At 62.2% G+C, this 14216-nt stretch carries 12 protein-coding genes; 9 read left to right on the forward strand and 3 right to left on the reverse strand.

Features of this window, described 5'->3' with window-relative positions; genetic code table 11:
* Positions 1 to 1368, reverse strand: coding sequence for an FAD-containing oxidoreductase (locus M0654_RS02565; RefSeq protein ID WP_248681704.1), 1368 nt, complete (start codon positions 1366 to 1368; stop codon positions 1 to 3).
* Positions 1365 to 1844 carry a DUF4126 family protein gene (locus tag M0654_RS02570; protein WP_248681705.1) on the reverse strand — a complete coding sequence of 160 codons (480 nt, stop codon included), beginning with the start codon at positions 1842 to 1844 and terminating at the stop codon, positions 1365 to 1367. The genes M0654_RS02565 and M0654_RS02570 overlap by 4 nt, the downstream gene beginning before the upstream one ends.
* A 188-nt stretch (positions 1845 to 2032) precedes the next feature.
* Between M0654_RS02570 and M0654_RS02575 the strand changes: the two genes are divergently transcribed.
* From M0654_RS02575 to M0654_RS02595, 5 genes are all read left to right on the forward strand, one after another.
* Positions 2033 to 3859 (forward strand): sensor histidine kinase, encoded by a 1827-nt coding sequence (locus M0654_RS02575; protein ID WP_390919462.1) that lies wholly within the window; start codon positions 2033 to 2035, stop codon positions 3857 to 3859.
* Entirely contained in the window at positions 3856 to 5229 is a 1374-nt protein-coding gene (locus M0654_RS02580; protein ID WP_248681706.1) for a sigma-54-dependent transcriptional regulator, read from the forward strand. The genes M0654_RS02575 and M0654_RS02580 overlap by 4 nt, the downstream gene beginning before the upstream one ends.
* A 219-nt stretch (positions 5230 to 5448) precedes the next feature.
* Positions 5449 to 6432, forward strand: a complete 984-nt coding sequence (locus M0654_RS02585) for a tripartite tricarboxylate transporter substrate-binding protein (RefSeq protein WP_118850599.1) — start codon at positions 5449 to 5451, stop codon at positions 6430 to 6432.
* 145 nt (positions 6433 to 6577) lie between these two features.
* Positions 6578 to 7039 (forward strand): tripartite tricarboxylate transporter TctB family protein, encoded by a 462-nt coding sequence (locus M0654_RS02590; RefSeq protein WP_248681707.1) that lies wholly within the window; start codon positions 6578 to 6580, stop codon positions 7037 to 7039.
* A 12-nt stretch (positions 7040 to 7051) separates the two neighbouring features.
* Complete coding sequence (locus M0654_RS02595) at positions 7052 to 8557, forward strand: tripartite tricarboxylate transporter permease (protein ID WP_248681708.1); 1506 nt, start codon at positions 7052 to 7054, stop codon at positions 8555 to 8557.
* 18 nt (positions 8558 to 8575) lie between these two features.
* On the opposite strand, the gene M0654_RS02600 is transcribed toward M0654_RS02595, so the two are convergent.
* A complete protein-coding gene (locus M0654_RS02600) occupies positions 8576 to 9622 on the reverse strand; it encodes a LacI family transcriptional regulator (protein ID WP_248681709.1) in 1047 nt (348 codons plus the stop codon).
* A gap of 254 nt (positions 9623 to 9876) precedes the next feature.
* Here M0654_RS02600 and M0654_RS02605 point away from each other — a divergent pair, with 254 nt between their 5' ends.
* From M0654_RS02605 to M0654_RS02620, 4 genes are all read left to right on the forward strand, one after another.
* Entirely contained in the window at positions 9877 to 11133 is a 1257-nt protein-coding gene (locus tag M0654_RS02605; RefSeq protein WP_390919465.1) for an ABC transporter substrate-binding protein, read from the forward strand.
* Between the two features lie 95 nt (positions 11134 to 11228).
* Positions 11229 to 12155 carry a carbohydrate ABC transporter permease gene (locus M0654_RS02610; protein ID WP_199925292.1) on the forward strand — a complete coding sequence of 309 codons (927 nt, stop codon included), beginning with the start codon at positions 11229 to 11231 and terminating at the stop codon, positions 12153 to 12155.
* On the forward strand, positions 12152 to 13033 hold the full coding sequence (locus M0654_RS02615) for a carbohydrate ABC transporter permease (RefSeq protein ID WP_118850595.1): 882 nt from the start codon (positions 12152 to 12154) through the stop codon (positions 13031 to 13033). The genes M0654_RS02610 and M0654_RS02615 overlap by 4 nt, the downstream gene beginning before the upstream one ends.
* A gap of 6 nt (positions 13034 to 13039) precedes the next feature.
* The gene (locus tag M0654_RS02620; protein WP_118850594.1) at positions 13040 to 14134 is read left to right on the forward strand and encodes an ABC transporter ATP-binding protein; all 1095 of its coding nucleotides are present in this window, start codon (positions 13040 to 13042) and stop codon (positions 14132 to 14134) included.
* Positions 14135 to 14216: the final 82 nt, after the last annotated feature.

Here is a 14216-nt window from a genome sequence, read left to right on the forward strand (position 1 = left end):
TCAGGCGGGCTGCATGCCGAGGATCACCGTCGGCCAGAGCTCCGAGACCGTCGGATGGATGGGCACGGCCCAGCGCAACTGGTCGTATGTCGCGCCGGCATTCATCATGTCGAGCACGCCGTGGATCGACTCGTCGCCTCCTGTGCCGAGAATTGCCGCACCGAGGATTTCGCGCGTATCAGCATCTGCAACGATCTTCATGAAGCCCTGCGTCTCGCCTTTCTCGACGGCGCGGCCGACGCGCTCCATCGGCCGTGTCCCGACCAGCACCTTCCTGCCGGCCTTTCGCGCCTGGGTCTCGCTCATGCCAACGCGCCCGAGCGGCGGATCTATGTAGAGTGCATAACCGAGCACCCGGTCGGATACCTTGCGTTCCTCACCATCGAAGAGGTTGGCGGCGGCGATCTCAAAGTCGTTATAGGCGGTGTGGGTGAAGGCGCCCTTGCCGTTGCAGTCGCCGAGCGCCCAGATGCCGGGGACATTGGTGGAGAGGTAATCATCAACCTTGATATGGCCGCGGTCATCCGTCTCGATGCCCGCCTTATCGAGATCAAGGTCATCGGTGTTCGGACGGCGACCGACGGCGAGCAGGATGTCCGAGCCGATCACGTCTGGCGTGCCGGCGCTGACATGGACGGCCACGCCATCACCGTGCTTGCGGAAACGGATGTCATCGGCGCCAGTGCGGATGGTAATGCCTTCCGCTTCCAGGATGCTCCGGATCGCCTCCGAAATGTCCTCGTCCTCGCGCGAGACAAGCCGCGGCCCCTTCTCGATCACCGTCACCTGCGCCCCGAAACGGCGGTACATCTGCGCAAATTCAAGCCCGATATAGCTGCCGCCGATCACCACCAGGTGCTCCGGCACCCGGTCGAGCACCACGATGTCGCTGTTGGTCATGTAGGGTACGTCATGGATGCCCGGGAAATCGGGGATGATCGCCCGGCCGCCGACATTGAGGAAGATCTGCGGTGCGGTGAGCCGTTCATCGCCGACGCGCACCGTGTTCTTGGCTTCAAAGCGCGCGTGGCCGCGGATCAAGGTGCAGTTCGGCATGCCGTCCAGCCAGCTTTCGTTGCTCTGGCGCGAGTCGAGCGTGACCTTGTGCGACCGGCGCATCACCGCCGGCATGTCGACCTTCACCGGGCTGTCGAGCACGATGCCGTAGTCCCGGCTGCGGCGCGCCAGATGGGCGGCATAGGCGCTCGCCACCAGTGTCTTCGTGGGTTTGCAGCCGGTGTTCACGCAGGTCCCGCCGACATGCTTGCGCTCGATGATGGCAACCGTCTTGCCGGCATCGTTGAAGCGGCCGGCGAGCGGTGGTCCGGCCTGGCCGGCACCGATGATGATCGCGTCGAAGTTCTTCATGTGACAGCCGTCATGGTGGGTAGGGCAGAGACGATGAGATAGGCGCCGATGATGGCGATGGCATCCTCGAAGAATGCGGCCGGCGGATCCTTGCCGAAGCTCGCCGCCAGCCGGGCACGCCCCGCCGCCCCGCCATAGGTGCCGATTGTCGCGCCGATGACGCCGGCGATGAGGCAGCCGATCCAGGCGCCGTAGGGGATGCCGATTGCCGCACCGGTCAGTGCGCCCATGATGAGCCGGGCGGCAAGCTGCGGAGGAACGGTGCGGCTTGGGGTGGATGCAAGCTGGTCCGTCACCAGCTCGGCCAGCGCCAACATGGTGAGGATGCCGACGGCCCAGACGGAGCCGAGAAAGGCAAGCCAGGAGCCGGAAAGATCAAGCCAGCCGAGATAGGCTGCCCAGGCAATTGCTGCGGGCGCCGTCATGGCGCGAAGACCGGCAACCACGCCGATCAGAAGTGCAAGCAGGTAGATCACGAGACACTCCCACGGTTGAGCGCGGATCGCACTCTGGCGGCGATTGCTGGATCGAATGCCTGATCTGCCGCCAAGTCAAGCCTGCCGGCACCGCCGCCGGTTGTGTGCTTCGCCAAGATTCGATGGCCTTCATCAACGCAAGCTTCTAAAATGGAGCACGAAGAACGGTCGGGAAGGAGCCTCACCAATTGAAGTTGCGTCTGCTGCTGGCGCTGGCGATAGCCCTTGCGATCGGTCTGGCCTTGACGTTCAAGGGCAGCGCGGTGGTTGGGCGCATCTACATGAAGGAGGCGACCACCCAGGCCGCCACGACGCTTCGGCTTGCCGTTGCGGCGCTTGACGGGCACCTGAAGCGCTACGAGGCGCTTCCTGCGCTGATCGCCAGCCAGAACAACATCGAGGCGCTTGTTTTCGACCCGAAGAACGAGGGCCTGCGCGCCCGCACCAACGCCTATCTGAAGGAGATCAACGCGCTGCTGACCTCCTCGGACATCTATGTGATGACGATGGACGGGCAGACGATTGCCGCCAGCAACTATGACTCGCCCGTTTCCTTCATCGGCGAGAACTTCATCTACCGCCCCTATTTCCAGGATGCCGCACAAGGCCGGCAGTCGCGCTTTTATGCGCTCGGCACCACATCCTCGAAGCGCGGTTACTATTTCGGCTCGCCGATACTGGTCGACGGGGTGATCCGCGGCGTCATCGTCTTCAAGGTTGATATCGATCTGATCGAAGACAGCTGGAAGGGCACGGATGACCGGATCTTCGTGTCGGATCCGGAAGGCATCATCTTCATGACCGGCAGTCCGGAATGGCTCTATTCCAGCATCAATCCGCTGACGCCGGAGCGCATTGCCCGCACCGAAGCCTCGCGGCGGTATGCTGATGCCAAGCTTCGGGAACTGCCGTTCCAGCCCGGTACCTATGCCGGCCATGATGTCGTGAAGATCAGGGACGAGGGCAAGGAGCAGGAATACCTGATCCTCTCGCAGCCGATGCCGGAAGCGGGCTGGACGGTAAACGTGCTGATGAACACTGCGCCCGTGCGCATCCAGGCCAATACCACGGTTATCGCCGTCATCCTGACGCTGTGCCTTGCGGGTCTTGCGATCGCGATCGTTTTGCAGCGTCGCATGCGGCTCGCCGAGCGCATGCAGTTGCAGGCGGAAGCGCGCAACGAGCTGGAGCGCCGGGTCGTGGAACGCACCGCAGATCTGGCGCGGGTCAACAGCCGGATCAAGGAAGAGATTGCCGAGCGCCGCCTGACGGAGCAGCGGTTGCGCCAAACTCAGGCCGATCTCATCCAGGCCGGCAAGCTTGCGGGGCTTGGGCAGATGTCGGCGGCGCTCTCGCATGAGCTCAACCAGCCGCTCGCGGCCGTAAAAACCTATGCCGAAACCACCAGCGTCCTGATCGACCGCGGGCGCATTGAGGAGGCGAGCGACAATCTTCGCCGCATCTCGGCCCTGATCGACCGAATGGCGTCGATCAGCAAGCACCTGCGCAACTTCGCCCGCAAGCCGAACGAGAAGCTCGGTCCTGTGTCGGTCGCCGATGTGCTGCGCGATACGCTTGAGATTGTTGACGCCCGCCTCAAGGCAGCCGATGCGAAGCTTGAAACCGAGATTGCACGCGGCGTACCGGCGGTGAAGGCGGGGGCGGTGCGGCTGCAGCAGGTGCTGGTCAACATCATCACCAATGCGGCCGACGCCGTGGAGGGCCTGGAAGACCGTCGCATCACCTTCACCGCCAGCGCAAACGGCAACAAGGTCGTGTTGTCGGTGCGCGACCGCGGGCCCGGCGTGCCATCGGCCATCCATGAGCGCATCTTCGATCCCTTCTTCACGACAAAGGGCGTCGGCAAGGGGCTGGGGCTCGGTCTTTCTATCTCCTACAACATCGTCAAGGATTTCGGGGGCAGCCTTTCTGTCGCCGATCATCCGGAGGGCGGCGCGGTGTTCTTGATTGAGCTGGATGTCGCTGACGACAATCTTCTGGAGGCAGCAGAGTGAATACGCAGCGGGTTCTCTTAGTCGATGACGAGGAGGAACTGCGTCGCTCGACGGCGCAGGCGCTCGAACTCTTCGGCCTCGATGTCCAGACCTTCTCCAATGCCGATCATGTACTCGAGCTTGCCGGCTTCGGTTTCGACGGCGTGGTCGTCAGCGACATTCGCATGCCGGGCATGGATGGCATGACGCTGATGCAGAAGATCCGCGAGCTGGACCCGGAGCTTCCGGTGATCCTGGTGACGGGTCATGGCGACGTGCAACTGGCGGTCAAAGCCATGCGCGAGGGCGCCTATGACTTCCTCGAAAAACCGTTCACGCCGCAGCATCTCGCCGGCATTATTCGCCGTGCGCTCGATCGGCGCGGCCTGATCCTGGAAAACCGCAGGCTGCGGGCCGTTGCCGGCAAGCGCGACGATCTCGAAACGCGCCTTCCAGGCCGTACCCAGGTGATGGTCGACCTGCGCTACCGCATCCGTGCGATCGGTGCTGCCGATGCGGATACTCTGGTCATTGGGCCAACCGGCGCCGGCAAGGAGGTCGTGGCCCGCGCGCTGCACGATATCAGCCCACGCGCCAACCGGCCGTTCATCGCCATCAATTGCGCCGCCCTTCCGGAAAACCTGATCGAGAGCGAATTGTTCGGGCACGAGGCCGGGGCTTTCCCGGGCGCATTGCGACCGCGTTTCGGCAAGTTCGAACATGGCCGCGGCGGCACGATCCTGCTCGACGAGATCGGCTCCATGCCGTTCGACCTGCAGGCGAAGTTCCTGCGCGTGCTGCAGGAGAGGGTGATCACCCGGCTCGGCTCCAACGAAAGCGTGCCTCTGGATGTCCGGTTCATTGCGACCAGCAAGGTGGATCTTGAGGCCGAGGTGGCCGCAGGCCGCTTCCGTGCCGATCTCTTCTACCGGCTGAATGTGGCGACCATCCACGTGCCCTCGCTGGCGCAGCGTCGACCGGATATTCCGCTGCTGTTTCTCCAACTGGTGCGCGAAGCGGCAGCCCGCTACGGTCGCGAAGACGCGGATGTGTCCGCCGAGATCATTTCCGCCGTCGCCCATCGCGACTGGCCGGGCAATGTCCGCGAACTGCGCAATGCCGCAGACCGTCTGGTGCTGGGGCTCGACATGGGGCCGGGGGATCAACCCGCGGTGCCCAAGGAAGGGGCAGGGCGGCTCGCCGACAAGGTCGCCGCCTTCGAGAGGAGCCTGATTGCCGGCGAGATCGCTGCGCATGGCGGGGCGCTCAAGCCCGTCTATGAGTCACTCGGCATCTCGCGCAAGACGCTCTACGAGAAGATGCAGAAATACGGGCTCGACAAGAAGATGTTGGGTTTCGATACACTTCTGCAGGATGAACGGGACGTTTGATCCGCAGGCGCTGATACTGTCAATGGGTGGAAATCCACACATCGATTGCTCGTGTTGTTTCTGAATCCACCCATGCCGCTGCTTTAAACCTTAACAAATTGCTGCCGAAGGTTCGCGCTGCGGTTGCCTGCTGTTTCGCGCTCGCCGCAAATGGGGCCGAGGCTGGCGCCGGAGGAGACTTGGCGTCGGCTGAGCCGTGATTTCATCTTGGAGGAACCGATGAAAATTCTGAACGCCGTCCTTGGCGCGACTGCACTTGCTGCCGTTTCCCTTGTTTCCACCATTGCTCAGGCCGCCGGTTATCCCGAGCGCCAGATCACCATGGTCGTTCCGTTCGCCGCTGGCGGTCCAACGGATACCGTTGCCCGCCTGGTGGCGGAATCCATGTCGAAGACGCTTGGCCAGCAGATCGTGGTCGAAAACGTCGGTGGCGCCGGCGGTACGCTCGGTGCGGCTCGCGTCGCCAATGCGGACGCCGACGGCTACACCGTTCTCCTGCACCATATCGGCATGGCGACCAGCGACACGCTGTACCGCAAGCTGCCTTATGAGACGCTGAACGCCTTCGAATATGTCGGTCTCGTCACCGAAGTTCCGATGACGCTGCTGGCTCGCAAGGACATGGAAGCCAACGACCTTGCCGGCCTCATCGAATATGCCAAGGCCAACAAGGACAAGGTCACCGTTGCCAACGCCGGCATTGGCGCTGCCTCGCATCTTTGCGGCATGCTGTTCATGAGCGCCATCGAGACGCCTCTCGTCACCGTTCCCTACAAGGGCACGGGCCCGGCCATGACCGATCTTCTCGGCGGCCAGGTCGACATCATGTGCGACCAGACGACCAACACCACCAAGCAGATCCAGGGCGGCACCGTTAAGGCTTACGCCGTGACCTCGCCGGAGCGGCTCGAGATCCTCAAGGACCTGCCGACCGTCAAGGAGGCCGGCCTGCCGCAGATGGAAGTTGGCATCTGGCACGGCGTTTATGCGCCGAAGGGCACGCCGAAGGAAGCTGTCGACAAGCTGAGCGAAGCCCTCAAGGTCGCGCTCAAGGACAACAACGTGTCGACGCGCTTTGCAGAACTCGGCACCGCGCCGTCGCCGGAAAGCGATGCCACCCCGGAGGCGCTGAAGGCAAAGCTTGAAAGCGAAATCGCTCGCTGGAAGCCGGTGATCGAAGCTGCCGGCCAGTACGCCGACTAAGCGACCTTAAAATACTCCACCCTGACCCTCTCCCCGGCTGCGGGGAGGGGGCCTGCCTTGCCCATCTCTTGCGACCGGCCTTCATCGTCGCGGCAGTTGGATCAGGGCAGGTTCCGATACCCTCTCCACACTCCCGGGAGACAACATGAATTCCCTTCGATTTGACATGGCCAACCTTCTTTGCGGGTTGCTGCTCATCGCCACGGGCATCTTCTTTGCCTTGGAATCGCTAGACCTTGAGCTTGGAACAGCATTGCGCATGGGCCCCGGCTATTTCCCCTTCATTCTTGCCTGTGCCCTGATATTGTTCGGTGCGATCATCCTCGTCCAGGCGTTCCGCGCCGAAGGAGAGCCGATCGGCCCGATCGCCATCCGCGGCATGCTTTTCATCCTGCCGGCACCGATCATCTTCGGCCTGATCCTGCGCGGCATGGGCTTCGTGCCCTCGATCTTCCTGACTGCCTTGTTCGCGTCCTTCGCGTCGCAGCGCATGACGCCGCTTTATGCAGTGCTGCTCTCTGCCGGTCTGACGATCTTCTCGCTGCTCGTCTTCGTTTACGGCCTTAACCTGCCGTTCCGCGCATTCGGGCCCTGGCTCGGCTTTTAGGATTATTGAGCCATGGATCTTTTCAACAATCTCGCGCTCGGCTTTGCCACAGCGTCTTCCATTGAAAACCTGTTCTTCTGCCTGATCGGCGTCATCCTTGGTACGCTGATCGGCGTGCTTCCGGGCATCGGCGCCACGGCGACGATCGCCATGCTGTTGCCGATCACCTTCCAACTGGAGCCGGTCTCCTCGCTCATCATGCTTGCCGGCATCTATTACGGTGCCCAGTATGGCGGCTCGACGACGGCAATCCTCATCAACATGCCTGGCGAATCCTCGTCCGCGGTGACCGCCATCGACGGTTACCAGATGGCCCGCAAGGGCAAGGCGGGCTCAGCGCTTGCGATTGCCGCCATCGGCTCCTTCTTCGCCGGCACGGTTTCGACCTTCCTGGTGGCAATCTTTGCGCCGCCGCTGACGGAAGTCGCGCTCAAGTTTGGCGCCGCCGAATACTTCTCGCTGATGGTCGTCGGCCTCGTTTCCTCCATTGCGCTGGCGCACGGCTCGATCGTCAAGGCCTTGGCCATGGTGGCGCTCGGGCTTCTGCTCGGCCTCGTCGGCACCGACATCTACACCGGCACGCCGCGTTTCACGCTGGGTGTGCGCGAATATGCCGACGGCCTGAATTTCGTGGCGGTCGCGGTGGGCGTCTTCGGTATCGCCGAAATCCTGCGAAACCTTGAAAGCGAAAAGACCCGCTCGATCCTGATGGCCAAGGTTACCGGCCTTCTTCCATCGAAGGAAGATTTCAGGGCAATGATCGCGCCCGTGCTGCGCGGCACGGCGATCGGCTCGGTCCTCGGCATTCTGCCGGGCGGCGGCGCCATCCTTGCGTCCTTCGCCTCCTACACGGTCGAGAAGAAGATCTCGGATCATCCGGAAGAGTTCGGCAAGGGAGCGGTGGCAGGTGTCGCGGGTCCGGAATCGGCCAACAACGCCGGCGCCCAGACCTCGTTCATTCCGCTTCTTACCCTCGGCATCCCGGCAAACCCGGTCATGGCCTTGATGATCGGCGCAATGATCATCCAGGGCATCGTGCCGGGCCCGAACGTCGCAAGCGAACAGCCAGCGCTGTTCTGGGGCATCATCGCCTCCATGTGGATCGGCAACCTGATGCTCGTGGTGCTCAACCTGCCGCTGATCGGGCTTTGGGTGAAACTCCTGACGATCCCGTATTACGTTCTCTTCCCGATCATCATGACCTTCTGCGCGATCGGGGTCTACAGCGTCAATTCCAACGTCTACGACCTCTATTCCGTCGCCTTCTTCGGTCTCATCGGATACGTGCTGGCGAAACTGCGTTGCGAGCCCGCACCGCTGCTCCTCGGCTTCGTGCTGGGTCCGCTTCTGGAAGAAAACCTGCGGCGCGCCATGATCCTGTCGCGCGGCGACCCGATGACCTTCATCAACCGCCCGATCAGCGCCGGCCTGCTGATCTGCGCGGCGCTCGTGCTGGTCATCGTCTTCCTGCCGAGCGTGAAGAAGAAGCGCGCCGAAGTCTTCGTCGAAGAAGACTGAGAGACAACCTCAGGCACTTCAGAGCGTCTGGAGTGCCTGAAGTTCACCCACCGGCACCGGCCCTCCGATCCGTTTGAGAAGCAGCCGGCCCATCAGCAGTCCGGCTTCAGACAGATCCTCATAGATCGTTTCCACCCGCGGCCGAACCTGGTCGAACAGGCCGGATGTCTGCTTTGCCACCAGGTGCACGTCGCGGCCGAGTTCGAGATCGTGGTCATAGGCAGAGGCCATCACGGCCATCGCCGAAACCTCCCCACCACAGATGAACCCATCGGGCCGGTCCGCCTGGGCCATCTGCTTGTAGACATAGTCGCGGATTGCATCCGACTTGCTGTCGAGCGTTACGTCCTTTGCAATCTCGAACCGCACTCCTTCCTCGCGCACAGCGGTCATGAAGCCGTGGCGCATGTGCTGGGCGAAGGTGAACCGGTCCGGCGGCAGGATGATCGACAGCTTGGTTGCGCCGGACGCGATCAGCCTGCGCGCCGCATGATAGGCGAAGGCGTAGTTGTCGTAGTCGACATAAGGATGCGCGGTCGCAAGCTCGGTGCGCCCATGGCAGATGAACGGAAAATCATGCTCCACCAGCAGTTTGACCCGCTCGTCGGCCGGCTCCGTACGCGTGAAGATGATCCCGTCCGCCATGCGGTTGCGCATGATATGGCGCACCGGATCAATCGCCGGCGTGTCGGAAAAATGCGGCGTAATGACGAGGTGGTAGGGCGTGCCACGCAGCGCCTCGCTCAAGCCGTCGATGATCGAGGTGGCATAGCCCAGGATTTCCTCGTGCGGATCGAGCACGAGGCTGATGACGTTGGTGCGCCCGGTGCGCAGGCGCTGCGCTGCCCGGTCCGGCATGTAACCGATCTCTTCGGCCACCTGGCGCACCCGCATGCGGGTCTCCAGCGCGATCTGCGGCGCGTCCGCCAGGGCGCGTGACACGGTGGTCACCGCGAGCCCTGTCAGCTCGGCGATTGTCTTCAAGGTTGGTTTCGCACCGGCGCGATCGGCGGATCGCTCCCGGCTCGCCCGCCGACCTCGTTCCCCCAGGTCATCCAGCGACATCTTTCCCTCCACTGCCTCTTTTTCCCGCAGCTTCGAAATCTGTATCGTTGTAAATGATCGAAAATGCATCAACTATTTTTTCAGTGCATGCGAAATCCTGCCGTTTGGTGGCCGCAGACCCATTGGAAAACATAACCTTAAGCCTTACGCCCACCTGTGGAAGAATATTGTGCAGTCGGGTTGACACCGGCAACGTTTATATCGTTATAAATCGCCAGTTCCGGAGAGGAGCCCGGACACATAGGGAGAATCTGATGAAGATTTCAAAGATTGCCAAACTCGCCGCTGGTGCGGCACTCATCGCCATGACGGCTGGTGCCGTTAAGGCCCAGGAACAGGTTGAAGTCCTGCACTGGTGGACGTCTGGCGGCGAAGCTGCCGCGCTCAACGTGCTCAAGGAAAACCTGCAGAAGCAGGGCGTCACCTGGAAGGACATGCCGGTTGCCGGCGGCGCTGGTTCTGCTGCCATGACCGCGCTTCGCGCTCGCGTCACCGCAGGTGACCCGCCGACCGCCGTCCAGTTGCTCGGTTTCGACCTGAAGGACTGGGCCGAGATGGGCGTTGCCGCCAACCTGAACGAACTGGCCGAGAAGGAAGGCTGGGACAAGGTCATTCCGGCTGCCCTGCAGGACTTTTCGAAGTATGACGGCAACTGGATTGCCGCTCCGGTCAACATTCACTCCACCAACTGGCTGTGGATCAACAAGGCTGCCCTCGACAAGGCTGGCGGCAAGGTTCCGACCAACATCGAAGAACTGATCGCCATGCTCGACGCCTTCAAGGAGCAGGGCCTGACGGCGCTCGCCCATGGTGGCGTTCCGTGGCAGGACGGTACGCTCTGGGAAGCCGTGGTTCTGTCCACCGGCGGTCCGGAATTCTACAAGAAGGCCGTTCTCGAAGCCGATCCGGCTGCCCTGTCGGGTGAAGAGATGAAGAAGGTCTTCGACACCATGTCGAAGCTTCGCACCTATTTCGACCAGAACTTCTCCGGTCGCGAATGGAACCTCTCCACCGCCATGGTCATCGAAGGCAAGGCTGGCGCCCAGCAGATGGGTGACTGGTCCAAGGGCGAATGGCTGCGCGCCGACAAGAAGCCGGGCACCGACTTCGTCTGCATCCGCTTCCCCGGAACGCAGGGCTCGGTCCTGTTCAACGCCGACCAGTTCATGATGTTCGACGTTGGTGGCGACGCTGAAAAGGCACAGATGAAGATGGCATCCGCCGTCGAAGATCCGGCCTTCCAGATCGCCTTCAACACGGTGAAGGGTTCCGTGCCCGCCCGTACCGACATCTCCGACGAAAAGTTCGACGACTGCGGCAAGAAGGGCATGAAGGACCTGGCGGAAGCTTCGTCCAACGGCACGCTGATGGGCTCGCTCGCCCATGGTTACGCCCAGCCGGCCGCCATCAAGGAAGCCATGCTCGACGTCATCACGCAGCACCTCAACGGCCAGCTCACCACCGAAGCTGCCCTGAAGCGCCTGCCGGAAGCCGTCGCGGCCGCCAAGTAAGTGGCTGACACTTCGCTCTGACATTGGAGTGGCCGGATCCCGTTTCCGGCCACTTTTGAAATTCCACCTTCTTTCGGATGTTGCCGGAGGTCATGATGACGACAATCGAGCCGGCTCCGGTCGTGGTGCCGCAAAGGCAAGGCCGCAGCTTCGCAGATGGATTGCGCAACGCGCTGCCGAAGATCGTGCTTGCACCCTCCTTCGCCGTGATCCTCGTATTCGTCTACGGGTTCATCCTCTGGACGATCACCCTTTCCCTGACGACATCCCGCATCCTGCCCGTCTACAAATGGGGCGGGTTCGACGCCTACTATCGCCTGTGGTCGCAGCCGAACTGGTATGTCGCCATGCAGAACCTGGCGATCTTCGGCATCCTCTACATCGTGCTCTGCACCGCGATCGGCCTGTTCATCGCGATCCTGATGGACCAGCGCATCCGTGCCGAAGGCGTGCTGCGGCCGATCTTCCTGTATCCGATGGCGCTGTCCTTCGTCGTTACCGGTACGGCCTGGAAATGGTTCCTCAACCCCGGCCTCGGCCTTGAGCACACCATGCGCAACCTTGGCTGGGAGAGCTTCACCTTCGACTGGCTGGTGAACCCGGACATGGCGATCTACACGATCGTGATTGCCGGCGTCTGGCAGGCGTCAGGTTTCGTGATGGCAATGTTCCTGGCTGGCCTGCGCGGCATCGATGGCGAGATCATTCGCGCCGCACAGATCGATGGTGCCTCGACGGTCGCGATCTATCGCCGGATCATCATCCCGATGCTGCGGCCGATCTTCCTGTCCGCCTTCATCGTGCTCGCGCACATGGCCATCAAGTCCTATGACCTGGTAATTGCGCTGACCGGTGGCGGCCCGGGCAATGCAACCGAGCTGCCGTCCACCTTCATGTATTCCTACACGTTCAACCGCAACCAGATGAACGTCGGTTCGGCCAGCGCCGTGATGATGCTGATGGGCATCACCGCAATCATCGTGCCTTACCTGTATTCGGAACTGCGGGAGAAGAAGCAATGAGTGCTGCCACCGAAACCGTCAGCGCCGGCTCGGCCCGCGCCGCGCGTTATTTCATCTACGGCACGCTTATCGTGCTGGCGCTCGTCTATCTGCTGCCGCTCTACGTGATGCTGACGACGTCGCTGAAGTCGCTCGAGGAAATCCGCGGTGGCGACATGCTGGCACTGCCGCGCGACCCGTCGGCCGCAGCCTGGGTGAAGGCCTGGGGCGAGGCCTGCATCGGTGTCTCCTGCGCCGGCATCAAGGGCTACTTCTGGAACTCCATCAAGATGGTGATCCCGGCCGTTCTCATCTCGACGCTGCTTGGCGCGCTGAACGGCTACGTGCTCACCAAATGGCGTTTCCCGGGACACAAGATCGTCTTCGGCATGATGCTGTTTGCCTGCTTCATCCCGTTCCAGGCGGTTCTCATCCCGATGGCGCGGCTGCTCGGCCTGATGGGCCTTTCGGGTACGACAACCGGCCTCGTCATGGTCCACGTCATCTATGGCCTCGGGTTCACGACGCTGTTCTTCCGCAATTACTACGAGGCGTTTCCGGACGAGCTCATCAAGGCGGCCATGATGGACGGCGCGGGCTTCTTCCGGATCTTCTGGCGCATCCTGCTGCCGACGTCCGGCCCGATCATCGTCGTCACCATCATCTACCAGTTCACCAATATCTGGAACGACTTCCTGTTCGGGGTTTCCTTCTCGGGCGGCGCGTCCTCGCCGATGACGGTGGCGCTCAACAACCTCGTTTCCTCTTCCACCGGCGTGAAGGAATATAACGTCGACATGGCTGCCGCGATCTTCGCCGCCCTGCCGACCCTCTTCGTTTACGTCGTCGCCGGACGCTATTTCGTGCGTGGCCTCATGGCCGGCGCCGTCAAGGGATAACCGCTCATGAGCTTTCTCGAAATCAAGAACATCCGCAAGAAGATCGGTCCGAACGAGATCCTGAAGGGGATCGACATCGAGCTGGAAAAGGGCGGCTTCCTGGTTCTGGTCGGTCCTTCCGGCTGCGGCAAGTCCACGCTTCTCAACGTCATCGCGGGTCTCTTGCCGCAGACGTCTGGCGATATCGTCATCGACGGGCAGGTGGTCACTGACCTTCACCCGTCCAAGCGCGATATCGCCATGGTCTTCCAGTCCTACGCGCTCTACCCGAACATGACGGTGGAAGAGAACATCGCCTTTGCGCTGGAAATGCGCGGTGTGGAAAAGGCGCAGCGCGAAGCGGCGGTCAAGCAGGTGGCCAAGACACTGCAGATCGAGCATCTCCTGAAGCGCCGCCCAAGCCAGCTTTCGGGTGGCCAGCGCCAGCGTGTCGCCATGGGCCGCGCGCTCGTTCGCCAGCCGCGCGTCTTCCTGTTCGATGAGCCGCTGTCAAACCTCGACGCGAAGCTGCGCGTCGAGGTCCGTGCCGAGATCAAGGCGCTGCACCAGAACACCAACGCCACGATCGTCTACGTCACCCACGACCAGATCGAGGCGATGACGCTTGCGACCAAGATCGTCGTGCTGAAGGAAGGCACGGTCCAGCAGGTCGGCACGCCGGCGGATATCTACAATCGCCCCGCCAACCTGTTTGTCGCCGACTTCATGGGCTCGCCGGCGATGAACATGCTGAAGGGCAAGGTTTCCGACGGCGGTATCGCGCTGTTCGGTAGCGACGGCATCAAGGTGGACATGCCGCCCTCCGTCACCACGAGCCTTCCTGACGGCAAGGAGGTCATCCTCGGCCTTCGTCCTGAAGCCATTTCCGATACGGGCCTGCTCGACCCGAACGTGCGGTCGGTGGCGCGTATCGATGCGGACGTCACGATGGTGGAACCGACGGGTTCGGATACATTCGTCACCGGCAAGGTCGATGGCGCGACATTCACGGCACGCACGCGCGCCGACGTGCATGTGGCACCCGGCGAAAAGTTCACCTTCGCCTTCAACCTCGACAAGGCGGTGGTCTTCGATCCGCAGACGGGCAACCGGATCAGCTAAGCCAGTCGCCCTTCATAGTCATCCTTGGAGAAAGCCGCGATTCCCGTCGCGGCTTTTTCCGTTTCGGCTGCCCCTCACGGGC

The organism is Neorhizobium turbinariae (genome assembly GCF_023223505.1).
In the GTDB taxonomy this organism is placed as follows: domain Bacteria; phylum Pseudomonadota; class Alphaproteobacteria; order Rhizobiales; family Rhizobiaceae; genus Neorhizobium; species Neorhizobium turbinariae.